At 45.9% G+C, this 24,453-nt stretch carries 19 protein-coding genes and 1 other annotated feature; of the genes, 6 read left to right on the forward strand and 13 right to left on the reverse strand.

Features of this window, described 5'->3' with window-relative positions; translation table 11 throughout:
• Positions 1–50: 50 nt before the first annotated feature.
• Both BEL05_RS18685 and BEL05_RS18690 read right to left on the reverse strand, forming a co-directional pair.
• Positions 51–2,684 carry a PDC sensor domain-containing protein gene (locus BEL05_RS18685; RefSeq protein WP_069672069.1) on the reverse strand — a complete coding sequence of 878 codons (2,634 nt, stop codon included), beginning with the start codon at positions 2,682–2,684 and terminating at the stop codon, positions 51–53.
• A 121-nt stretch (positions 2,685–2,805) separates the two neighbouring features.
• The gene (locus BEL05_RS18690) at positions 2,806–4,308 is read right to left on the reverse strand and encodes a methyl-accepting chemotaxis protein (protein ID WP_069672070.1); all 1,503 of its coding nucleotides are present in this window, start codon (positions 4,306–4,308) and stop codon (positions 2,806–2,808) included.
• Between the two features lie 392 nt (positions 4,309–4,700).
• Between BEL05_RS18690 and pheS the strand changes: the two genes are divergently transcribed.
• From pheS to lpxM, 4 genes are all read left to right on the forward strand, one after another.
• Positions 4,701–5,684, forward strand: a complete 984-nt coding sequence (gene pheS / locus BEL05_RS18695) for a phenylalanine--tRNA ligase subunit alpha (RefSeq protein ID WP_028762066.1) — start codon at positions 4,701–4,703, stop codon at positions 5,682–5,684.
• A gap of 15 nt (positions 5,685–5,699) precedes the next feature.
• Positions 5,700–8,087, forward strand: a complete 2,388-nt coding sequence (gene pheT, locus BEL05_RS18700) for a phenylalanine--tRNA ligase subunit beta (protein WP_069672071.1) — start codon at positions 5,700–5,702, stop codon at positions 8,085–8,087.
• 4 nt (positions 8,088–8,091) lie between these two features.
• The gene (gene ihfA / locus BEL05_RS18705) at positions 8,092–8,388 is read left to right on the forward strand and encodes an integration host factor subunit alpha (RefSeq protein ID WP_028762064.1); all 297 of its coding nucleotides are present in this window, start codon (positions 8,092–8,094) and stop codon (positions 8,386–8,388) included.
• 100 nt (positions 8,389–8,488) lie between these two features.
• Positions 8,489–9,424, forward strand: coding sequence for a lauroyl-Kdo(2)-lipid IV(A) myristoyltransferase (gene lpxM / locus BEL05_RS18710; RefSeq protein ID WP_069672072.1), 936 nt, complete (start codon positions 8,489–8,491; stop codon positions 9,422–9,424).
• Between the two features lie 83 nt (positions 9,425–9,507).
• On the opposite strand, the gene BEL05_RS18715 is transcribed toward lpxM, so the two are convergent.
• The gene (locus BEL05_RS18715; RefSeq protein WP_069672073.1) at positions 9,508–10,614 is read right to left on the reverse strand and encodes a phosphoribosylaminoimidazolesuccinocarboxamide synthase; all 1,107 of its coding nucleotides are present in this window, start codon (positions 10,612–10,614) and stop codon (positions 9,508–9,510) included.
• A 382-nt stretch (positions 10,615–10,996) separates the two neighbouring features.
• On the opposite strand from BEL05_RS18715, the gene BEL05_RS18720 reads away from it, so the two are divergent.
• Positions 10,997–12,298, forward strand: coding sequence for a hypothetical protein (locus tag BEL05_RS18720; RefSeq protein ID WP_069672074.1), 1,302 nt, complete (start codon positions 10,997–10,999; stop codon positions 12,296–12,298).
• Between the two features lie 63 nt (positions 12,299–12,361).
• Here BEL05_RS18720 and hisIE read toward each other — a convergent pair whose 3' ends face one another.
• The 8 genes from hisIE to hisG form a co-directional block, all read right to left on the reverse strand.
• The gene (gene hisIE, locus BEL05_RS18725; protein ID WP_069672075.1) at positions 12,362–12,979 is read right to left on the reverse strand and encodes a bifunctional phosphoribosyl-AMP cyclohydrolase/phosphoribosyl-ATP diphosphatase HisIE; all 618 of its coding nucleotides are present in this window, start codon (positions 12,977–12,979) and stop codon (positions 12,362–12,364) included.
• A gap of 19 nt (positions 12,980–12,998) precedes the next feature.
• Entirely contained in the window at positions 12,999–13,772 is a 774-nt protein-coding gene (hisF, locus tag BEL05_RS18730) for an imidazole glycerol phosphate synthase subunit HisF (protein ID WP_028762059.1), read from the reverse strand.
• A complete protein-coding gene (gene hisA, locus BEL05_RS18735; protein WP_069672076.1) occupies positions 13,754–14,491 on the reverse strand; it encodes a 1-(5-phosphoribosyl)-5-[(5-phosphoribosylamino)methylideneamino]imidazole-4-carboxamide isomerase in 738 nt (245 codons plus the stop codon). Before hisA ends, hisF begins: the two co-directional genes overlap by 19 nt.
• Positions 14,488–15,144: an imidazole glycerol phosphate synthase subunit HisH gene (hisH, locus tag BEL05_RS18740; RefSeq protein ID WP_069672077.1), complete on the reverse strand. Its 657-nt coding sequence runs from the start codon at positions 15,142–15,144 to the stop codon at positions 14,488–14,490. Before hisH ends, hisA begins: the two co-directional genes overlap by 4 nt.
• Positions 15,141–16,208, reverse strand: a complete 1,068-nt coding sequence (hisB, locus tag BEL05_RS18745; protein WP_028762056.1) for a bifunctional histidinol-phosphatase/imidazoleglycerol-phosphate dehydratase HisB — start codon at positions 16,206–16,208, stop codon at positions 15,141–15,143. The genes hisH and hisB overlap by 4 nt, the downstream gene beginning before the upstream one ends.
• 81 nt (positions 16,209–16,289) lie before the next feature.
• On the reverse strand, positions 16,290–17,333 hold the full coding sequence (hisC, locus tag BEL05_RS18750) for a histidinol-phosphate transaminase (RefSeq protein ID WP_069672078.1): 1,044 nt from the start codon (positions 17,331–17,333) through the stop codon (positions 16,290–16,292).
• A 2-nt stretch (positions 17,334–17,335) separates the two neighbouring features.
• Complete coding sequence (gene hisD / locus BEL05_RS18755; RefSeq protein WP_069672260.1) at positions 17,336–18,652, reverse strand: histidinol dehydrogenase; 1,317 nt, start codon at positions 18,650–18,652, stop codon at positions 17,336–17,338.
• Between the two features lie 43 nt (positions 18,653–18,695).
• Positions 18,696–19,595: an ATP phosphoribosyltransferase gene (gene hisG / locus BEL05_RS18760; RefSeq protein ID WP_028762053.1), complete on the reverse strand. Its 900-nt coding sequence runs from the start codon at positions 19,593–19,595 to the stop codon at positions 18,696–18,698.
• A 62-nt stretch (positions 19,596–19,657) separates the two neighbouring features.
• Positions 19,658–19,778: a sequence feature (His leader region), on the reverse strand.
• 261 nt (positions 19,779–20,039) lie between these two features.
• Here hisG and yoaA point away from each other — a divergent pair.
• Positions 20,040–21,965 carry a DNA repair helicase YoaA gene (gene yoaA / locus BEL05_RS18765; protein WP_069672079.1) on the forward strand — a complete coding sequence of 642 codons (1,926 nt, stop codon included), beginning with the start codon at positions 20,040–20,042 and terminating at the stop codon, positions 21,963–21,965.
• A gap of 148 nt (positions 21,966–22,113) precedes the next feature.
• Here yoaA and BEL05_RS18770 read toward each other — a convergent pair whose 3' ends face one another.
• Together BEL05_RS18770 and BEL05_RS18775 are read right to left on the reverse strand one after the other, a co-directional pair.
• The gene (locus tag BEL05_RS18770; RefSeq protein WP_028762051.1) at positions 22,114–23,415 is read right to left on the reverse strand and encodes an NAD(P)/FAD-dependent oxidoreductase; all 1,302 of its coding nucleotides are present in this window, start codon (positions 23,413–23,415) and stop codon (positions 22,114–22,116) included.
• 25 nt (positions 23,416–23,440) lie between these two features.
• Positions 23,441–24,340: a DMT family transporter gene (locus BEL05_RS18775; protein WP_245687031.1), complete on the reverse strand. Its 900-nt coding sequence runs from the start codon at positions 24,338–24,340 to the stop codon at positions 23,441–23,443.
• Positions 24,341–24,453: the final 113 nt, after the last annotated feature.

A 24,453-nucleotide genomic window follows, 5' to 3' on the forward strand; every position in this document is an offset into this window, starting at 1 on the left:
CCATTGTAAGAATGCTGCGAGACCAAGGTTTCTCTTTAAGCTGTTAGCCTCTAAGGTAAATTAGGGTTAAAACTGACGGTTATCTCTGTGTATCGGCCGAGGACAGAGTTAATCTTTATTTCACCCTCATAGCGTTCGCTAAGCCATAGGTTGAGTTTATTAAGCGTGCCATCATGGCGTTGCTGCTTAAGCTGTTGCTGTATTCTCGCAAGCATGTCGCTGCTCAGTCCCGATCCGTTATCGTGAAAGCGCAGGATAACATAGTCTTTCTTCGCGCTAATATCGATAGTAATACTCGCAGCGGTATCACGTTCATATGTTTGGCCAAACCCGTCAATTAGGGTGTTTGAGAGTATTTGATAGCTGATGGTAAACAGGTCCCATGCCGCCATATTGATTGTAACGGCTGTGGCACAGTTGACCTCAATATCAACATTCTTAGCTGCTAGTTGTGGATGGAGAACGCTCGTGACATCTTGAATAAACATCGCTAAGTTTATTGATTTAACTGTGCCATTACTTCGACTGAGCAGGGCGAGCGTATGACGGATTATGTCGATTTGCTGAGTCAGTCGGTCTATCACTAGCAAACGATTTGCAGAAGGGGCTTGTATCGATGATTGCTGATGAAATGATAAAAATAGTTGCTCAAGGTTTACCAGCTGATGTTTGAAAAGCTGTTCAACTACCTGTGGCAATATATGTAACTGCTCTGATTCTATGCGGGCCAATTGCCCCTTTTTCTGGCTAGCATCTGCCCCAAGGGTTAACTGCTCTCTTAACGCAGTGCTCTTTGCTTCTGCAAGCGTCAATGATTTTCTTAGTGCATCAATGGTTATGCTTAGGCGAGCTGAAGTTTGTCGCTGCTCTTCATATTTCTCTTTTAAGCTACTAATATCAACAGCCATTGCACCCAAGGCTATCAGATTATCATCACTATCTTTTATCGGGTATTTAGTGATGAGATAGGTGCGTTCCCCTTGTACCGTTGGTATGGGTTGCTCAAAGCTTTGTGCTTTATCTGATTCGATGATGAGTTGGTCGTGAGCTGCAATGATAGCAGCGATATGCTTAGGATAGATGTCGCTATCTAATCGATTTAATATCTGTTGTCGTTCGATGCCCAATACTTCACAAAACTTGTCATTAATTAGGGTGTAACGCCCATTAATATCTTTAATGCAGATTAGGTTTTGTGATGCATTTAACAGCGAATTTATTAACTCCTTCTTTGCCTCAAGCTCTTGTTGAGCATGTATTTGCATGGCCAGTTGCTGCTCAAGTGCCAGATTTCCCGCATCAAGGCTTGCATAGGCTATCTCTAATTGGTTGCTGCGGGCAATAAAGGCTTTGGCAAGTTGGCCAACTTCATCATCTCGGCGGTTGGCATCGAGCTCCAGTCGACCTAAATTACCACTCTGTAGTGCAGAGACAATTTGAAATATCGGCCGAATAAATAGTTTATGTTGAAATATAAACAGTACAAATAGTGCGATGAGCTGCGCCAGTAGCAAAAACGCGCCAATTTTGATTGCAATTGCATTCGCCTGTTGCGACAAGCTCGATAGTGGAGTCACTAATACTATTTTCCAGTATGTCTGTGGCATTTGGAATATTGATATTAAGACAGGCTCATTAAAAATGGGCCCTGACTCGAGTGATATGATCACGGGATCCTGTTTAAGCTCAAGATGCTGTACAGAAGCATTTAGCAGCACTGATAGACGTTGCTTTTCGGACTGGGCGGTATTATTAAGCAGATCGTCAAGTTGTGTATCTTGATAGACGGATGTGGCCAGTACCTGTTTAGCAAAATCGCTATCAATGCTCTTTATACTTGAATCTATCGCAGATAAAGCGGGATATTGTTCAATGAGTGTTTCAAGTGGTTTGCCTAACAGTGTGTCGCCCAGTGGTGTTTCCTCAGCTTCGTAAAAGGGGTCAGATAACAAGTTATTGAAACTGTCTAAGACAAACAGATAGCCTTTTGAAAGTGGGTTTTTATCGGAAAAACGCAAGCGCTCATTTAAGGCATTGAGTGAGACATCAACCGTAGCAACGCCAATAAAGTTATGTTCCACCCGCATGGGAACTGATGCCGTGATCATCACAGCATTAGTATGGGGGTCAATATAGCTTTTCGACCAGTGTGTGTGACCATTCTGTAGATATTTAGCGGGTTTATACCAGAATTCATTATGGTAACTGGTGTTTACTTCGGTGTTATAGCCCCCCTCAAATTGGAAGTCGAGGTTCTTTTCTCTTGCCCAAAAATAGCTATTACGTTGTTTGTTTTCGCTAAATGCCCAAGGCTCAGGCCATAAACCACCACTAATGATGAGTTGTTCATTCTCTTCTATAGCCAACAGCGGTGGAACTATCTGTTCGATGAGCGATTCTTGATCACGATAGGTTTCACCAACAATTCCAATCGAAACGGCTAAGGCTTCTATTTTTGAGGTGATCTGCTGTAACTGTGCGATAACGGATAAGCCATGGTTTTGGCTCAGCGAAAGCTGAGTATCCATATGGTGCTTTTGTTCGGTAGAGAAAATTAGCCAGATACTTGAAGCAATGATCAGTGCGGCAACCACAAATTGCACTACGGTGAACTTAAACGTTAGGCTATCTCGCCATAGCGGCGCTTGACTATCTCCCTTGTTTTTATTCTCAGTGGCGCGCATCCGTTTATTCCATCAATTACCTGTTAATCTCTAAGACTAAAGTAAAAATCGCTAACTGAAAATAGGGAAACACAATGAACTGGCAGCGACCCAATAGGTCTACTGCCAGTTATTAAGGGGGTTAAACTTTTAGACCAACGAGTAAATGGTCAAGTTGTTCAGCTGTTGCGTGCAATTCATCACAGCCTGACACCGACTGGTTAGCCGATTGTTCGACGTCGTGGGATTGATTGCGGATCTCCATAAGATTGGTGGCAATCTCGTTGGCAACCGCAGATTGTTCCTCTGCAGATGTCGCGATGAGCACACTCATCTCATATACCTTTTCACTGTGGTGTGCGATTGCTTTCAGATCTTCGCCTGTATCCAGTACGTGTTGCTTACCTTCTTCTGCTTTGTCCACTGTGCGCTTCATGACGCGTGTGAGGTCTTGGGAACCAGTTTGTAGCGCTTCGATCATTGACTTAATTTCAACCGTTGCTGCTTGGGTTCGGCCCGCGAGTGTACGAACCTCATCGGCAACAACGGCAAAACCACGTCCTTGCTCACCAGCACGGGCAGCTTCGATAGCAGCGTTTAGGGCAAGCAGGTTGGTTTGTTCAGAGATGGCATTAATGGTGGTCACCACTTCATCAATCTTGGCGGCATTGTCATTGAGGGTATTTACTGCTTCTGATGCATCACCGATCTCATTGGAAAGCGCACCAATCGCTTCTACGGTTATGGTGATATCTTTAGAGCCTGCTTCAACTTGCTGATTAGCTTCTTGTGTTTCTGTCGAAGACTGTTCTGCGTTACGAGCAACCTCTTTTACCGCTGCGGTCATCTCCTCCATAGCGGTGGCTAGCGAATCAAGATGCTGGCGTTGCTCTGCTGCTAGGCTCTGGCCTTCTTGCGCCGTTTGCCTAAAACTCTGCACAACGTTACGAATTTGGCTGCTTGCTTGGGTCATTTGGGTAACGAGGTTGTGTTGGCGCTCAACCAAAGTGTCGATACTGATGGCCAAGATGCTGAACTCATCGTTAACTTCAAAAAAGTTTAGTCGCCCGGTGAGATCGCCATCTGCGGCACGCTTGAGTGCCATAACATTGGTATAAAGTGCACCACCGACAAATGTCGAGATGTAATAGCTGCTAATCAAGATCACTAGAATTAACATAACCAAGCTAAGGATCACTGTATTTCGTGACTCACCGAGGACGTTACTTAGGTTATTTATGCTCACCTTTGCCACTAAACCTTGTTGCGTCTCACCGCTATAAGCCGTCACTGTATTATTATTTACAACCGCACCCCCGCCTTTAGTTACAGCTTTGGAGGCTGCGCCAGAGAGACTTTGCTTGGCGATAGCTAACCCCTGGCGGGTGAGTTCATTGCTAAAAGATTGTCGTTCACTCTCTGGTATATAGCGGCTGCTGATGTCAATGAGCTGTGCCATCTGTTGCGCTTGCTGGGTACTTGAATCTTGGTAACTTTGACTGACTTGGGCAGTAAACTGGCTATATAGAATATAAGATAAGCCCATTAAAGTAATGATAGGGATAATGGCCAGTATTGAAAACTTGGTCTTTAAGGTCATGTGAATAAGGTATTGATCTACCCAACGAAATTTAACTTCTTTCATAGCAATTCTCTGTTGCCGACACGGATATACATAAATTATCGGAAAAGGTTTTAATAACTTGACCCGATATTTAGAGATAAGCGTTCGGTTGTTGGTTATTTGTACGGTTTGTTTATCATTATTGTTAATTAAGGTACCGATGAAGTTTACAACGTCATTGGGGGCATCGCGAATCAAAATTACATTTTTAGGGTGCTTTTTATTCAATAGTCGTTACTTTGAACGCTTCAATATTGTTTTGCCTTGTCTTTCGTTAGATAAATACCAAATAAGCCCTAGTCAAACGCCTTGTGGTCACGTAAAATTTGTCTCTTTTTCTATTTTCGCAAGATAAATAGCTAGCATATAGAAAGTCTTGGCCTTATCTAAGGTCGGGCGTACTGGAAGAGATGATGTCACAGTTAACAGAAATCGTAGAACAGGCCTTGCAGGCTATCGAAGGGACAGATGATCTGAAAGCCCTTGATGACCTTCGTGTCGATTACCTAGGCAAGAAGGGTAAAATCACCGACATGATGAAGATGATGGGCAAGCTTAGCGCTGAAGAGAAGCCCGCTTTCGGTCAAGCCGTTAATCAGGCCAAGCAAGCTGTACAACAAAAGCTTTCTGAGCGTATTGATGGTTTAAAGGCGAAAGAGCTAGAAGAGAAACTTTCAGCCGAAAGCATTGATGTCACGCTACCTGGTCGGCGTATCGACAATGGTGGTTTACACCCAGTGACGCGTACAATCGAACGTATCGAAACCTTCTTTGGCGAACTTGGCTTTAGCGTTAAGCAGGGGCCTGAAATCGAAGATGATTTCCATAACTTCGATGCGCTTAACATCTCTGAGCACCATCCTGCGCGTGCCGATCATGATACCTTCTATTTTAATCCAAAGTTAATGCTGCGTACGCAGACTTCTGGTGTGCAGATCCGCACCATGGAAAATGAGAAGCCGCCGCTGAGAATCATCTCTCCAGGCCGTGTTTATCGTAACGACTACGATCAAACTCATACGCCTATGTTCCATCAGGTGGAAGGCTTATTGGTCGATGAGCATGTTAACTTTGCTGAACTGAAAGGGATCTTGCACGATTTCTTACGTAATTTCTTTGAAGAAGATTTACAGGTACGTTTCCGTCCATCGTATTTCCCATTCACTGAGCCTTCGGCCGAAGTTGATGTGATGGGCAAAAATGGTAAATGGTTAGAAGTATTGGGTTGCGGCATGGTACATCCAAATGTACTGCGCAGCGTTGGCATTGATCCAGAACAGTATCAGGGCTTTGCGTTTGGTATGGGTGTAGAGCGACTCTCTATGCTGCGTTATGGGGTTAATGATCTACGTTCATTCTTTGAAAACGACCTACGTTTTCTTAAGCAATTCAAATAACGGAGCGAGTAAAAAATGAAATTTAGTGAATCTTGGCTTCGTGAGTGGGTCAATCCTAGTGTTACCCGTGACGAGCTGTCACACCAAATTACGATGGCAGGTCTAGAAGTCGACGGTGTTGATGCCGTTGCAGCAGACTTTACTGGCGTGATAATTGGCGAAGTGGTCGAGTGCGGTCAGCACCCAGATGCAGACAAGCTTCGTGTAACAAAAATCAATGTTGGTGACGATGAGTTAATCGATATTGTTTGTGGTGCACCAAATTGTCGTTTAGGCCTTAAAGTCGCGGTCGCCATGGTTGGTGCTGTATTGCCTGGTGACTTTAAAATCAAAAAGGCTAAGCTTCGTGGTCAGCCTTCTTTTGGTATGCTTTGTTCGTACTCAGAACTTGGGATCGATGTAGAGAGCGATGGCATTATAGAGTTACCACTTGATGCGCCAATTGGCACCGATGTGCGAGAATACCTCGACCTTAATGATGCCGTCATTGATGTGGATTTAACCGCAAATCGCGCTGATTGTTTAGGTATGGCGGGTTTAGCAAGGGAAGTTGGTGTACTTAATCGCCAAGCTGTGACGGAACCAAAGTGGCAAGCCGTAACACCTAGCATCGATGATGCCGTGGTTATTGACAACCAAGCGCCAGCATCTTGTCCACGTTACTTAGGCCGTGTAGTTAAAAACGTAGATGTAAAAGCACCATCGCCATTGTGGATGCAAGAAAAGCTGCGTCGCAGTGGTATTCGTTCAATCGATCCTATTGTTGATATCACCAACTATGTACTGATCGAGTTCGGTCAGCCAATGCATGCGTTTGACCTTAATACGCTTAACGGTGATGTCACGATTCGTCTAGCCGATGGCGAAGAGAAATTAACACTACTCGATGGTAACGAGATCACAGTGCCTAGTGATACCTTAGTGATTGCCGATCAGCAAAAAGCGTTGGCACTAGCAGGTGTATTTGGTGGTGAAGCATCAGGTGTGACAACGGATACGCAAGACATTCTGCTTGAATGTGCGTTCTTTGCGCCACTTGCCATAATGGGTAAGTCACGTCGCTTAGGGTTACATACTGATTCGTCACACCGTTTCGAGCGTGGTGTCGATCCAGAGCTTCAAGCTAAAGTGATGGATAGAGCGACTCGCCTAGTACTGGATATTTGTGGTGGTGAAGCTGGTCCAGTTGTTGAGTCTAAGTCAGATGAGCACCTACCGCAGCCTGTAAGCATTTTGCTGCGCCGTAGCAAGCTAGACAGAGTATTGGGCCACCATATTGGTGATGGCGATGTAACAGAGATCTTAGAGCGCTTAGGCTTTAATGTTGTTGTTGCTGAAGATAGCTGGCAGGTAACGACAGCTACTTACCGTTTCGATATGGCGATTGAAGAAGATCTCATTGAAGAGGTTGCACGTATATACGGATATAACAATATCCCCAATACGGCCCCGATCGCGGCGTTGAGTATGCCTGATCATAAAGAATCAGACATCAGCCTAAAACGTGTACGCGCTATGATGGTAGCACGTGGGTTCCAAGAAGCTGTTACTTATAGTTTTGTTGACCCCAAGCTGCAAGAGTTGGTTCACCCCGGTGAAACGGCAATGATTTTGCCAAATCCAATCTCTGTAGAGATGTCAGCAATGCGCTTATCGACCTTTACTGGACTATTGACTGCGGTTGGCTACAACCAGAGTCGTCAACAAAATCGTGTTCGTTTATTTGAAACGGGTCTACGTTTTGTACCAGATGAAACCGCCGAGTCAAATGTACGCCAGCAGGCTATGCTAGGCGCGGTAATTTCAGGTAACCAAAATGACGAACATTGGTCAATGGAATCAAAAACCGTTGACTTCTTCGACCTTAAAGGTGACTTAGAAGCGATTATCGGCTTGACAGTTTCTGATGAAGAATTTACTTTTAGAAAAGCATCGCATTCAGCTCTGCATCCGGGGCAATGTGCTGAAATACTAAGAAATGATCGTGTGATAGGCGTCATTGGTGCCGTTCATCCTAGCTTAGAAAAGCCATTTGGACTAAACGGAAAAACATTTGTTTTTGAGCTTGAATTAGACGCTTTATTACATGCAAGTTTGCCTCAAGCCCAGACTGTATCTAAGTTTCCAGCAAACCGTCGTGACATCGCTATCGTCGTAGATGAGCAGGTCTCCGCAGGAAATGTTGTAAATTTGATAAGAAAAGTTGGCGAAAATCAGTTGGTTGGCTTAAACTTGTTCGATGTATACCAGGGTAAAGGTGTTGAACCGGGCAAAAAGAGCTTGGCGATAGCACTTACACTACAAGACAACACTCGTACACTTGAAGAGAAAGAGATTGCTGAGATGGTTGATGCAGTAGTTTCTGAACTTAAGTCAGAGTTCAACGCATTGTTGAGGGATTAAAAGTATGGCACTTACCAAAGCCGAAATGGCAGAGCATCTTTTTGAAACGCTTGGAATTAACAAGCGAGTAGCTAAAGAGATGGTTGAAGCGTTTTTCGAAGAAATTCGGTCAGCGCTAGAAAACGGTGAGCAGGTCAAGTTATCTGGCTTTGGCAACTTTGACCTAAGGGACAAAAATCAAAGACCGGGAAGAAACCCTAAAACAGGCGAGGATATTCCAATTTCTGCTCGTCGTGTGGTGACTTTCCGCCCAGGACAGAAACTGAAGAGTCGAGTTGAAGAGGCTAACGCCGGTAAATAACTTCACTTGATTAAAAGTTAAGGCCACTCTACGAGTGGCTTTTTCTGTTTTTCTGAACTCCAGTCTTATCGGACTCTTCGCAAGTTTGAGGTTTAATTACTTGTCTAGAAAACCAAAATATTTCGATCGCCGCTTTAAATTTGAACTCTTGCACCCAAAACACTGGCCAACTTGGCTTGCTATTGGTGCGCTAGTGATTTTTGGGTTAATGCCTGCTTGGCTGAGGGACCCCATTGCGCGCACATTAGCGAAACTGGTGAAGCAGATTGCTAAGAAACCGCTTAGCGTCGCACGAGCCAATTTAGTGGCTTGCTTCCCAGAAAAGAGTGAAGCTGAGATCACACAGTTACTCGATGATAATGTCGAAAACTTTGTCATGATCTTACTCGCGCAATCGGAACTGTTGCTCCGCTCAACTAAAAATCTTCGTCGTCGTGTTGAGTTAGTAGGATTTGAACACGTGCAGCGTGCCCGTGATGGTGGCCAACCCGTTATCTTTATCATGCCCCACGTGTGGGGAATAGAATATGCCGGATTACGCTTAAATGCTGAGTTGCCTATGGTCGCCATGGCAAAAGCCCATCGTAATAAGCTATTCGATTGGTTTAATAATCGTATGCGTAGCTCTCAAGGCGGTAATATCTATATGCGCGAGGCTGGTATTCGTGCGCTGCTTTCAGAGCTGAAAAATGACAATAGCTTTTTCTATTTGCCGGATGAAGATTTAGGTCCAGAGAAAAGCGTTTTTGCCCCGTTTTTAGGCACGGTCAAGGCAACGTTACCTGTGGTTGGCCGTTTAGCGGCCGCAGGCAATGCTCAGGTTATGCCTGTAAAAATTGGCTACAACCAAAAAACGCGTCGGTATCTACTGACCGTGATGGCGCCGATTGATCCTGCCCAAATGCAAGGCAAAGAGAATGAGGCCCTAGCGCTTAATCGTGCTGTAGAGCAGGTGATTAATGCATACCCTGAGCAATATATGTGGTTTTTAAAAGTGCTACGTACTCGGCCGCCAGGTGAACCATCAATTTATTAATTGGCACAAATTAGCGGTGATAACAAAAAACCGCAGTAGCTAAATGACTACTGCGGTTTTATTTTTTAGCCAGAAGCTAATATCTAGTCAACAATCAGTTGATACTCATTACGTAGAATATCAACCACTTCCTGACGTGGGTTTTCACTCAAGACTAACTTTTCACCAATGATGGTTTCGGCAATACCAACATAAGTATTGGAGATATCCATCATGACTTCTAGTGGGAGCTTGTTATCCTTGGCCAAGGCGAAGCGCTCAGGCATGCGCTCTTTGTTGAGCAGAATATCAGGATCAGGGAAATGATTAAGTAACCACTGTCTGAAACCTTCTTTTGATTTCTCAACAATCTTGCCGTTGCGGCGTGCTTCACCATCCCAAATACGTGATGAATCTGGCGTCCCCACTTCATCCATATAGATCAGTTTTTCATTGCCGTCGGCGTCGTTAACGTAGCCAAATTCAAACTTAGTATCGACAAAGATTTGATCGGCAGCGGCGAGGGCGTCACTTATCACGGCAAAACCTTCTTTGAGTAACTTCTCATACAAGTCGATATCGCTTGGCTGATGGAAGTTAAAGCCTGCTAGGTGGCGTTCAAGATCGGCACGAGATACGTTAACGTCATCAGCCTCAGGTACGCCTTCAAGTCCGGTGAGTACACCTTTGGTTGATGGTGTGATAAGCACTTCGTCAAGCTTTTGATCTTTCTCAAGGCCTTCAGGAAGGGTAATACCGCAAAAATCACGCTCGCCCTTGCTATAAGCGCGCCACATGGATCCTGTAATGTATTGGCGTGCAATGGCTTCAACCATCACTGGCTGGGCTTTTTGTACAATCCATACAAAGGGGTGTGGCACATCAAGAATATGGCTATCGGCTAAGCCTTTCTCTTTGAACAGCTTAAACCAGTGGTTGGAGATCGCATTAAGTGCAGCGCCTTTACCTGGCACACCGTTTAGACCATTTTCGCCTTGCCAGATGCAATCGAAAGCGGAAATACGGTCGCTGATCACCATAATGGCCAGCGGAGTGTCAGCGGGAACATCGTAACCTTTTTGCTGGATCAGGCGCGCACTGTCTTCGGCAGTAAGCCAATATACGCTGCGAACTTTACCTGAATGAACAGGTTTGTCTGTACGAATTGGTAGATCATCGTTAACGGCTAAAACTTTGTTTGAATGATTCATAGGGTTTTATTTTTTTATGTAATGTTAGAGGGGATATTACCGCGAGATTGTAGCAGAACTGCGCCTTAGCTACAGTAGTTTACGCATCAAAATAACCTATAAAACAGTGTGTTTTCTATAGCGAAGGATGAAGGTGCTAGCAGTCAATATACTCGACTTATTTACTATAAATAAGAATATATGCTGGCATCGGCGGGTTGCCGTGATTAATGATACTGACTTTTGTCATTGGAGTAGTGAGTATTGTTATGCTTCATGTGCAAGTGCACCGATATGGACTTGTTATATATTGACTGTTTGCGGTTTTTACTTCTAACCTAAAAGAGCTTCATTGCGTAAATAATCCAACCTAGTTCAATGAACGAATGTTAAAGGAAATGACATGAATAAAAAACTGATAGCATTGCTTGTTTCATCTTTACTCGTTGCATGTGGCAGTAGTGATGATGACGAAACGACCACTCCGCCACCAGTAATTCCTCCTAGTCCAACTGTTAGCGCAGGTATTTTTATCGATAGCGCTGTGATAGGCATTGGCTATCGCACTGCAACACAAACTGGGGTAACCAATGCGCAAGGCGAGTATAACTATATCGCTGGTGAGACGGTGACGTTTTTTATCGGTGGGCTTGAGTTCCCACCAACGGTAGCGACCGGTGTGGTGACGCCGCTGAGTATTGCAGCGACAGAAGATGTGACCAACTCTTCAGTTGTTAATATGGCGAGATTGCTGCAAACCCTAGATCAAGATGGTGATGCCAGCAATGGTATTACTATCACTCAAACGGCTATCGATGCTGCGGAGCCCGTGGATTTCAGTTTAAGTACGGCAGATTTTGCTGCGTCATCGGCTGTACAAGCAACCATTGAAAATGGTGGTCAGGACACCGCTGTCACCGCGCTAATTTCTGAAAATGCGGCACTGGAACATCTTTCTGGTGAACTGAGAGACAATGAGGTACAGGTCGGTATTGTTGGCGCATGGGATCAGTTAGATGATAACAGTGGTAATGCTGTTAATGAGTTGCTTAGCTTTGTTTTCTTTGATGATGGAACTTATATCCATTTAGAGGTTGATCTAGAAGAAGCGGACGATGAAATATCAGGAATGGAGTGGGGAACCTATGAACGTGATAGCGCGACCGGTCGAGTATCACCGACTCAAACCTTTGATGAGAATGGTGATACTGGCTTAACTGATTTCACTACCGAGGAAGGTGCGCCAAGGCTGTTTGCACAGGTTGCCGATGGTCAGTTAGTGTTTGACATCGATGAAGATGCAGATGGGACATCTGATGGTACGATCTCATTTAATTCGTTGCCTGATGATGGTGTTATTGGTACCTGGGTCGTTAGAGATCGTAATGATGGGGATGCAGATGAGAATGACCTGTTGATGTTCATTTTTTATAACGACGGTACTTATGTGCACGCTGAAGTAGACTTCGATGATCAAAGTGAAGAGTCAGGGATGGAGTGGGGCACTTATGCGATTGATAGTGAGACCAATCGTATGACGGTGACCCAAACTTTTGATAGCAACGGTGATACAGGCTTGACAGACTTTGCCGAAAATCCTGAACTTGGACTATTTGTTAGTGTTGAAGACAATGTATTAGTGCTGAGTGTTGACGAAGATGGGGATGGGGTCGTAGAAGAAACGGTTAACTTTATTCGTCAATAGGCTTATAGAATAAATGTTAAGCACCTCAGTGGCTTACTGAGGTGCTTTTTTTGTGCGCTAAACTTATTTTACCTTGTTGTGACGTTTAACGAGATTGTCGGTAACATCGGCAAGGCTTAGGTCTTGGTCTTCAAGCAACACCAATAGGTGGTAGATGAGATCCGATGCCTCATCGATTAACTCTGCTTTGTCATGAGTCGCAGCAGCTAACGCGGTTTCTAACCCCTCTTCGCCTACTTTTTGAGCGATACGCTTAGTGCCACGCTCAAATAGATGGGCGGTATAGCTAGATTCTGGGTCATCACCTTTACGAGAAGCGATCAGTTTGCCTAAGTTGTCGATAAAGGGGTGTGCATCCCCGTCTGGCCAGCAACTTTCTCGTTCGAGGTGGCAGGTTGGTCCATTTGGGATCACCTGCACCAATAAGCTATCATGATCGCAATCCGTGTCGATAGCCACTAAATTTAGCGTATTACCAGAGGTTTCACCTTTGGTCCACAAGCGTTGCTTGCTGCGGCTAAAAAAAGTCACGTGCTTAGTGGTTAAGGTTTTAACTAACGCTTCCTTATCCATATAACCCAGCATCAGCACCTTACCCGTTAAATGGTTTTGTATTACCGCAGGCAGCAAGCCTTGCTGTTTGTCCCAATCAAGTTGACTAAAATCTTCGATGTTTTTCATTGTTTATCCTTCAATTGGGTTAGACGCGCATAGGTATCGCGTTGCTGATGAGGTAACGTTTAAGTGCCTGAATATCGATAATTCCCTTATGGAATACGCTAGCGGCGAGGGCTGCATCAACGTTAGCCTCGGTAAACACACGCTTAAAATGTTCCATGGTGCCAGCACCGCCAGAAGCGATAAGGGGAACATCGCAGATGGCGCGTACCATTGATAGTTGTTTAATGTCATAACCTTGGCGCACACCATCTTGGTTCATGACGTTCAGTACAATTTCTCCGCAGCCACGTTTTTGAACCTCTTCAACCCAGTCTTGGGTATACCATTGGGTATCTTTAGTCGCGGCTTCATCACCAGTAAACTGCTTAACCTTGTAGCTATTGCTGTCAGCGTCATAGAAGGAGTCGATACCAATAACGATACATTGGCGACCAAACTCATCCTGCAGGCGATCGATTAGACTAGGATTGCTTAAGGCTGGTGAGTTAATCGAGATTTTATCGGCGCCAAAGGCAAGTTTTTCTCGCGCTTGAGCAATCGTTTTTATTCCGCCCGCAACACAGAAGGGGATATCAATCTGCTCGGCAACCCGGCTCACCCAACTTTTATCAACCACACGGTCGTGCGCGCTGGCGGTAATGTCATAAAACACCAGTTCATCGGCGCCCTCAACGGCGTAACGTGCGGCCAGGGGGACTATGTCGCCGACAATTTCATGGTTACGAAACTGGACGCCTTTAACCACTTTACCTTCGCGGACATCAAGGCAGGGGACTATGCGTTTGGCCAACATTGGATAGCCTCCTCGACACTAAAGTTTTCAATTAATAGGGCTTTGCCGATAATAATACCGTTGGCGCCACTGTCTCTTACTGCGGCAACGTCCTCGAGATTAGCAATACCACCAGACGCTTGCCATGTAATATCGGGATAAAGCTGCGCGATCTCTTGGTATAATTCGGTGTTACTACCTTTCAGGGTGCCATCACGACTAATGTCGGTCACCAGTGCGTGTTTTAGGCCATAAGGTGTAAAGGCTTCCACTAAGGACTCTAAGGTTTTACCGCCACCCGATTGCCAGCCTGACACGGCAACGATTTTCTCGCCCTCTTCATTGATATTGACATCGAGTGCTAAACAGATGGCGTCGCTACCATATTTGGTAAACCAATTTTGCACCAGTGCCGTCTCTTTGACCGCGAGTGAGCCTATCACCACTCGTTTGACGCCAATCTCCAGCAGCTCCGCTACTTGGGCTTCGCTGCGAATGCCGCCGCCCACTTGAATATTGGCTTTAAGCCCGTTCACTAGTTCAGCTATCAATGCTGTTTGGCGTAGGTCGGGATCTTTGGCGCCTGTAAGGTCAACGATATGTAGCCACTGGGCGCCTTGTGCTTGATAAGATTGAAGTTGGCTTAATGGACTTAAGGCAAAGGTGGTTTGCTGGTTATAGTCGCCTTGATAGAGGCGAACCACTTGGCCGTCGATAAGATCGATTGCGGGGATAATCATTGGGCAACCTCCGATCTTTGTAGATTTAGACTGTTACTGGTCATTTTCATAAAGTTTTTCAGGATCTGAGCGCCAATGGCGGCACTTTTCTCTGGGTGGAACTGCACGCCCATAAAGTTATCCTTGGCGATGGCCGCACTAAAGGGCTCGCCATATTGACTGCTAGCAATGGTGTATTGGCTGATCGGAGCACGATAGCTATGCACAAAATACACATAACTCCCCGGCGCTATACCACTAAAAAGTGGGTGCGCCGTTGTAGTGATTTGATTCCAACCCATATGGGGCAACGGCAAACCTTGGCTATCGAGCTCGCCGATAGCAGTGTCTATAATGCCAAGACATCGGCAATCGTTAGTATCGCTGCCTCGTTCCGCTGACTGCGTCGTTAACAATTGCATCCCCAAACAAACACCAAGTACTGGCTGCGTTAAGTCTGTAATGGTATCGATTAGCGCTTTATTATTGAGCGATAGCATGGCCGCTCTTGCCGTACCAACACCAGGTAGCACCACTCGAGTGGCCGCTTTAATGGCGTCAATATTATCGGTGACGGTCACATTGGCCTTGATTCGCTCAAATGCATAGCGCACCGAACTTAAGTTGGCGCAGTCAGTGTCGATTATGACGGTGGTGTCTTGAGCGGTTGTCATAGCACACCTTTGCTCGATGGCAGCGCATCGCCTTCAATCTTAACCGCTTGGCGCAGGGTACGACCGAGCACTTTAAATAAGCTTTCTACTTTGTGGTGATCATTGTCGCCGTTGGTGGACAAATGCAGAGTACAGCGCAGACCATCAGCAAATGAGCGGAAAAAGTGTGGCACCATTTCGGTCGCCATCTCGCCCACCATTTCGCGTTCAAATTGGCCATCAAACTTGATGAACGGCCGCCCTGATAAGTCCAGCAGACAAGTGGCACTGGCTTCATCCATAGGGATGCTAAAGCCAAAGCGAGCGATACCACGCTTATCACCTAAGGCTTGTCTTAGTGCATCACCAATGGCTAAGGCGGTATCTTCGACGCTGTGGTGATCGTCAATCTCTAAGTCTCCATCGACGCTTACATCCAGCTTGAAGCTGCCATGGGTGGCGATTTGATCTAGCATGTGGTCAAAAAAGCCAATGCCTGTATTGATGTCACTTTTCTGTTGGCTATCTAAATCTACCGTGACGCGGATGTCGGTTTCTTTTGTGGTGCGCACAACGGTTGCAACACGATTAGTGCCCAAGAGGTCGTCGGCAATGGCATCCCAATTAAGGTTTTCACGGTTATATTGCAGCCCTTTAATTCCCATGGCGTCAGCAAGGCCTAGGTCAGTTTCTCTATCGCCTATGACAACAGAGCCAGTAAAGTCGACACGGCCTTCGGTAAGGTATGATTTAACTAAACCCAGTTTAGGCTTACGACAACTACAGTTTTCATCATTAAAATGTGGGCAGATCAGCACGTCATCGAACACTACCCCTTGGCTGGATAATATCTGCATCATCATGTTCTGCGGCGCGTCAAAATCATCTTTAGGGAACGACGGGGTGCCTAATCCATCTTGGTTACTGACCATGACTAGACGATAGCCTGCACCTTGAAGCTTAAGTAGCGCGGGGATCACTTGCGGTTCAAATACCAGCTTGGACAAACTATCAACTTGCTTGTCGGTGATTGGCTCTTCGATGATGGTGCCATCTCTATCGATAAAAAGGATCTTTTGTTTCATCTTTATTCTACCTTCAATTTCAATTCTTATTCTGTGCCACTAGTTAGGGTTATATGGGTCAATATCTGTGCTTCTCGGCGATTAATCAATAAGCAGATTGATTAACGTATCCGTTTGTTCATCACTGGCAAAACTAAATCGAATGCTGTTGGCTAGAGCGGGATCTTTATAGGCTCGCGCGACAGCGCCGCCTTGCTTAAGTTTGTTTTGGATTTCGGTGACATTGTCAAAGGTCGCCAATACAAAGTTACCATTGGCGGGCAGGACTTGAGCGCCGATGCGCAGCAAGGCTTCACTGAGTCGTAAACCATTTTGTTTAAGTTGGCTAACCTGTTGTTTCATGGTGTCGATGCCTTGTGGGCTTAGCGCCTCGCAAGCAAGGTTGGATACAGGCAAAGGCACTGGGTAGGGCGCGATGACTCGCATCACCATCTCAATGATCATCTCATTGGCGAGCATGAAGCCACAGCGAGCGCCCGCCAGCGCAAATGCTTTGGATAAGGTGCGCAGCACGATGAGATTGTCAAACTGATTGATAAGGTTGGCAACACTGTAGTCGGGGCAAAACTCGATATAGGCTTCATCGACAACGACGAGAGCATCAGGCAGTTTTGCGATCACCTGCTCGATCACCTCTGGGTTAATGACAGTGCCAGTGGGATTGTTGGGATTACAAATAAACACCAACTTGGCATCATCAACTTGCACATCGATGTCGTTTGGCAGTTGATATTCATCATTAAGACGCAGGGCATTAACACCGACATTAAAGGTTTGTGCGCTAATGGCGTACATGCCATAGGTCGGGCCAAAACAGGCAATGCTATCTTTGCCTGGTACACAAAAGGTACGAATTAACAGCTCGATAGCTTCATCAGCACCGCGACTGGTGAGGACTTGACCGGCAGTCACACCTGCATATTTGGCATAAGCATTAATAAGTGCGGGTGGCTGACATTCAGGATAGCGATTGAGGCCGTCGATATCACTATTGTTAAACGGTGACTCATTGGCATTGACCCAAACCTGTCCTTCACCACCAATGCGGCGCGCAGACTGATAGGGCTGCAGCGTCAGCAGCTCTGGGCGTGCTAGTCGCTCGGCAATAGTTAACTTCTGCTCCATAATTAAGCTCCCTTATCCGTACTTGTTGCCGCTTCAATGCTAAGCAAACGCACCGCGATAGCATTTTTGTGGGCATCGAGTTGCTCGGCGCTGGCAAGCGTCATTACGCTTTGGCCTAGTCTCATTAATCCCTCTGCACTGAGTTCTTGCACGGTAAAACGACGGCAAAAATCGGCAAGTGATAGACTAGAGACGGCCCTGCTATAACCGTAGGTGGGTAACACATGGTTAGTGCCACTGGCATAATCGCCCACCGACTCTGGTGTGTAGGCCCCTAAAAATACCGAGCCCGCAGCGCGAATTTGTCTGAGCAGTTCACGAGGTGCACAGGTCTGAATAATTAAGTGTTCTGGGCCATAACGGTTGGACACTTTAGCGGCTTCATTCATATCGCTAACCAGTAAGGTGCGGCTGCAACATAGCGCCGTCTTCGCGATATCGGCTCTAGATAACAGGGCAAGTTGTTGTTGCAGCGCTTGATTGACCTCATTAGCGAGTTTTTGGCTGTCGGTGACCAGCATCACTTGCGAGTCTGGGCCGTGCTCCGCTTGAGACAATAGGTCGGCGGCGATAAAATTGGCGTTCGCGTCTTTATCTGCGATAACTAAGACCTCTGAAGGCCCAGCTGGCATATCGATACTTACCACACAGCGACTATCTTGGGATACTAGACGTTTAGCTTCGGTGACATAACGATTACCTGGGCCAAATATTTTATCGACAGCAGGTATCGACTCAGTGCCCAGTGCCAAGGCGGCGATGGCTTGGGCACCACCGACTTGAAAAATCTCTGTGATCCCACATGCATTGGCTGCATAGACAATGGCATCATCAATGGGTGGTGGACTGACGAGCACACGTTGCTCACATCCCGCAATTTTGGCTGGCAGTGCGAGCATCAATACCGTAGATATGAGCGGCGCACTGCCTCCAGGAATATAAAGCCCTACTTTCTCAATGGACTCACTACGAAGCTCGCAGCGCACACCCGCTTGAGTTTCAACATCAATGCCTTGAAAGGCTTGTGCTTTATGGAAGGTCTCTATGTTGCCCATAGCTTGCGCTATGGCGCTCTTTATCTCATCGCTGACTCTCGCGCAGGCGGCTTCTATCTCCATGCCAGACAGTGCAAGCTCATCCAATTTGACGTTGTCAAACTGTTTTGAAAATTGCTTGAGCGCGACATCACCCTCGTTAGCCACTGTATCAATAATGTTTTTGACACTCTGCTCTAGTGCCAAATCGCCAACGAGGGGAGAGCGCTGCAGTGCTTGTTTTTGCTCACTAAGGTTTAACGCTCCCCAATTGAGTTGTTGCATCTCGACCTTCATTGCATCGGTACTCGTATTTAGCGTCATAGTGTTAACCCATCATTTTTTCGATTGGCATGACAAGGATTGAGCTTGCCCCTAACTTAGTGAGCTCCTCCATGGTGTCCCAAAACAGATCTTCTGTGCTTACCGCGTGGATGGCCACACGATTGGTGTCATCGTTCAGTGGCAGTACGGTTGGATTTTCAGCGCCTGGGAGCAGTGCAACAATTTGGTCAAGGGTTTCGGTAGGCGCGTGCAGCAGAATATATTTACTCTCTTTGGCTCGTACAACGCCATTGATGCGAGAAAGAATCTTGTTGATTAAGGCTTGTTTGTCGGGAGTTTGCTCTTGCGTCGACTGAATGATGCAGGCCATAGATTGGTAGATCACTTCAGTTTCGTACAAACCATTGGCTTCGAGTGTTGCGCCTGTTGATACCAGATCGCATATGCCATCAGCAAGCCCTGCACGAGGCGCGACTTCAACTGAGCCTTTTAACATACAGTCTCGGTAGTTAATGCCTTTTTCCTGCATGTAGCGGCGTAACAGGTTCGGATAAGAAGTCGCTATGCGAAGCCCCTCTAGTGAGGTCGCGTCTTGATAACTAAATTCGGTTGGTACAGCAAGTGATAATCGACACGCACCAAAATCAAGTTCTCTTAACTTAAGGCATTCAGCAGGTTTACCGATGGCTTGGCGCTCAATTTGCTCCTCTTCGAGCACGTTTTCGCCGATGATGCCTAGATCAACGACACCATCCATGACTAAGCCTGGAATGTCATCATCGCGTACGCGGAGTAGGTCGATTGGCATATTGTCTGAGTGTGCGATAAGGCGCTGTTCGTTAACGTTAAATTTAACGCCACAGCTTTTTAGTAGCTTTTGAGACTCTTTAGATAAGCGGCCTGACTTTTGGATCGCGATACGTAATCTGTTTGACTCTGACATAACTGACTTCCTCTGTGTTGATTCAATAAAATTAATTGTATAAAAACAAAATCTTAAACTTAAAACTAAAAACCCCCGGAATTCCTTCCAGGGGTTTTTGATCTCATTTGAATCAACCGCCAGAAGGAAATAGTCCTCCGGCAGTAAGCGTCCGAAGGCTACCGCATATGATGGTGATGATGGATAGTATTCAAACGCTGGGTCATATTCTTTTCTCGTATCGATAATTTAGTATTTGGACGATGCTTTCGCCTAAGTTGTATTTAAACTAATCAAGACTGGATGTTTATGCAACCCTTATTTTACTGCATTGAAAAATATTCAGCTTGTTTGCGTAAACTTGTTATCCAAATCCCTAACTTGGTAGCGGCCTCAACTTGTACTCATAGATAAAACACGGATAATGCCTGCATCACTTTACATCAGATAGAACATGGACCTAGATTGACCAGCAGATTAACCCAAGAGGTACAGCAGATATTTGCTAATGACGGCGTCATTGCCCAACTAGTGAGTGGCTATAGCTGCCGACCTCAACAGCAACAAATGGCATCGTCAGTGAGCGAGGCCATTTGGCATGGTCAAAATCTGGTTGTGGAGGCGGGAACGGGGGTGGGTAAAACCTATGCCTACCTTGTGCCCGCGCTGTTAAGCGGTAAGCAAGTGATTGTCAGCACGGGGAGTAAAAACTTACAAGAACAGCTGTTTTTTAAAGACTTACCCGCACTGCAGCAGATGCTCGATATCAAACTGAAGGTTGCGTTACTGAAAGGGCGTAGTAACTACCTGTGTCAGCGCAATATGGAACGCCAACTCAGCGGCGCTGATGTGATGGATAGCCAAGTGTTAGATGATCTTTTGCGGATAAATCAATGGGCTGGGCAAACCATCGATGGTGATATTGGTGGAATAAATACGGTTTCAGAAAACTCAGCGGCGTTGCCGTTAGTCGTTAGCTCAAAAGAGACTTGCATTGGTAAAGCCTGTGAGCATTATGAGCCCTGTTTCACCCGTAAAGCCCGGCAAAAGGCGATGGAAGCCAAGATTATTGTGGTCAATCATCATCTATTTTTGGCCGATAGTGTTCTAAAAGAGACCGGGTTTGCCGAGCTATTGCCCGATACCGATGCGGTTATTTTCGATGAGGCTCACCTGCTGCCCGATATTGCTGTGACTTATTTTGGTCAGCAACTGACTATCAAAAGTTTACTTAATCTTATTGAACAATTTGCCAACCTTTATCGCCAATCTATGGCGGACTCGCCGCAGATAGCAGCCATGACGGCGCGCTGTTTAACCCAACTTGAACAATGGCAATCTTTAATGTTTGCAACAGAGCAAGTGGATTGGCGTTACTTACTCAGTAATCGAGAATTGATGGCCGCCTCATGGGGATTGCTAGAGGAGCTAACTGCCTATAAAAATATGTTGCTTGGATACCTTGGCCGTAATGAAGAGTTCGATGATTGTGTTGAAAAACTCGATGCTTACTTAAGTAAATTGGCGGCATTTTTCCAATGTGACAATCACAATAGCGCGTACAGCGTCGAATATGGCTATCGACATATCGTGCTGCGTATTTCACCTATCAATGTGGCCAAAGAGTGTGAAGCACTGTTTCGAACTGACACCAGTTGGATCTTTACCTCAGCGACCTTACAAATTAATCGTGATCTTGGCTTATTTACCAAAGCGCTTGGGCTTAATACTGCTAACACCTTGATTTTAGATAGTCCGTTTGACTATGGCCGCCAAGCACTATTTTGTGTACCTCGTCATCTCGGGAGCGTCAGCCAACATGATAACGCCACTAAGCAGCTGGTTGATGTGGCGATACAAGCCATCAATGCCGCTAAAGGTCGTACTTTCATGCTGTTTACTAGTCATCGAATGCTCAATCAGGTGGCGCAAGCGCTGCACGGTCGAGTGCAATATCCCCTATTAGTGCAGGGCCAGGCTGGTAAACAAACCTTGCTGAAAAAGTATCGTCAATTGGGCAATGCGGTCTTGTTGGGGACGGGGGCATTTTGGGAGGGGGTGGATGTGCGCGGTAAACTGTTAAGCTGCGTCATTATCGATAAACTGCCATTTATGTCACCCGATGACACCTTGTATAAGGCAAGGGCCGAAGGGGTAATGCGTGAAGGGAACGATCCTTTTATGAGTTTGTCCTTGCCGCAAGCGGTTATCACCTTAAATCAAGGCGTAGGTCGATTGATACGTGATGAAAAAGATCGCGGTGTATTGATCTTGTGTGATAACCGTATCGTTAATCGCCCCTACGGACAGGCATTTATCAACTCTTTGCCACCCATGCGCCGCACCCGCAATTTGGACAATGCGGTTCGTTTTTTAGAACACATTGATTAAGCTCGTTTCCAATTATTCATCTTGATTATTGAGCTAACGACAAGCCATTTAGGCTAGTGAAACAGAAAAAGTAACCCTGTTTCACTATCCCTATCACTATCAATTACAATAACTATCACTATTAATTACAATAACTATCACTAAAACTTTAGTGCAGTTTCATTCTTGGGCGCACGACTCGCATCACTTTTTCTGCTACCCATAGGGCGAAGGTTTTAGGGACGCCATGAATCGCTTTTTGGTGCATGCGATAAAGGGAGATATACATAAAGCGGGCAATTTTACCTTCTACAAACATGCTGTTTTTCGTGAGGTTACCCATTAAACTACCCACTGTGCTAAAACGTGATAAGTTTACTAACGACCCATGATCGATATATTCATATTCATTCAAACTTTTACCATTGATTTCATTAAGAATATTAGCTTCGACACATTGAGCCATCTGATGGGCGGATTGCGCTCGCGGTGGCACAAAACTGCCATCAGCTTGCTTACAGGCGCAGCAGTCACCGATCACATAGAGTGAGTCGTTGGTGAGACTTTGCAGTGTCGGCTTGACCAATATCTGATTGGCGCGATTAAGCTCTAATCCATCTATCTGTCTAATGAACTCTGGCGCTTTAACGCCTGCCGCCCAAAGCATGAGGTGTGCATCGATAAGTTCAGATTCTGAGGTTAAAAAGCCCTTGGCTGTGGCTTCGCTGATACGGGTGTTTTGCCTGACTTCTACCCCAAGTTTGGTCAGCTCGCGAGTGGCTGATGCCGCAATTCGCTCTGGTAGTGCAGGGAGGATGCGAGGCCCAGCCTCAATCAAACTAATGCTGAGTTTATCGGCGGTCATTTTGCTTAAGCCGTAGACTTTAAGCAACTCGGTGACATGATATAGCTCTGCTGACAACTCAACGCCAGTGGCGCCGCCGCCAACAATGGCAATTTTTAGCGCGCCGAGTTCATCCGATTGATGCACTCGGGTAAAGCTGTCTAACAATGCGTCGTGAAATCGATTAGCCTGCTGGTGGGAGTCTAAAAAGTAGCAATGCTCTTGTACTCCAGGCGTGCCAAAATCGTTACTTACGCTGCCTACAGCGAGTACCAATTTATCGTAACTCAATTGTCTGCTAGGTAATAGCGATTCGCCGTTGGCGTTAACTATGGGGGCTAAGGAGATACATTTTTGTTTTAAATCGATATCATTGAGTTCACCCAGTTGAAATTGGTACCCATGCTTTACGGCGTGAGCTGAGTAAACTACACCATCGAGATCGGCATCAAGCGAGCCTGTTGCGACTTCATGCAGTAGAGGTTTCCAAATATGGGTACGGTTTTTATCGATTAAGATAATCTCAGCGTGGCCTTTTTTACCCAATTTGTGTCCCAACTGGGTGGCAAGGCCGAGTCCACCGGCTCCACCGCCAACAATGACAATCCTTACTTGCTCACTACTCATACTCGCTTCCTGTGATTTTAGGTCGTTACTCAACATGATTTCTATGGCTATATCGGGTTTGAATTAGGCCTGCAATAACGATTAGCACGCAGCCAACCAATTGATCTACTGTAAGGTATTGTGAAAACAGCGTCCAGCCGAGCAGCACTACTGTAACCGGTTCCATATAGGCTAAGGTGCCAAAGGTTGCAGTGGGCAGCTCGCGTAATGCTTTAACAGCCAGCAAGATAGCTAAGAAACCAGGGAAAAACCCGATCAATAACAGCCAGCCCCACTGTTCAATGCTGGGAACCACTGCTTGATTAAGCGCAAAAGGCAGTAAACAGCATGCGCCTATAATGAGCTGGACTAAGGTACTTTGATAGGGAGTTGTGTGTATTGAGCGGCGATTAACCAGCATAAAACTGCTATAGCTAAGCAGCGCTAAAAGTGCGAAGCCATAGCCTCGCCATTGCTGTGGATCGTCTGTTAGCGAAGATAGACTAGGTAATATAAAGACCACCCCCATGAGTGCCGTAACAATAGCGGAGAGGGTAAACCTATTGAGCTTTTCTGCAAACAAGAAATGTGCCCCTGCGGCGGTGAACAGTGGTGCTAAATAGATCACCATCACCGCATTGGCCATGTTGATATAGTTAATGGCTTCAACGTAAAACACCATGAATCCAGCCAGCATGGCACCGTTAATAACATTGTGTTTACTGGGGCAGTGAAGAATTTGGCGATGTTTGCCTGTGATAACCATATAAGCTAATAAACACACGGCGCCGATGAATAGGCGGTAAAACGTTACGGTTGTGGCATCGAGCATGCTTGCTTGTGCCAGCGCACCAATTGTACCCATTAGCACCGCAGAGCACAGTGCAAAGACTATAGCGCCTTGATGCCAAACCTTTGAGGCGTTCGATACTGGTGAGCTATTCAATGCGGTTCCTTGATGTAAAGTAAAAAAACAGCTTTGCTGATGAGTATCATCAAGCTGTTGTACATATTAACTATGGTTGAATCGCCAATGGCTACGCTGATATGGTAGCGAGT

The organism is Shewanella colwelliana (assembly GCF_001735525.1).
In the GTDB taxonomy this organism is placed as follows: Bacteria; Pseudomonadota; Gammaproteobacteria; order Enterobacterales; family Shewanellaceae; genus Shewanella; species Shewanella colwelliana.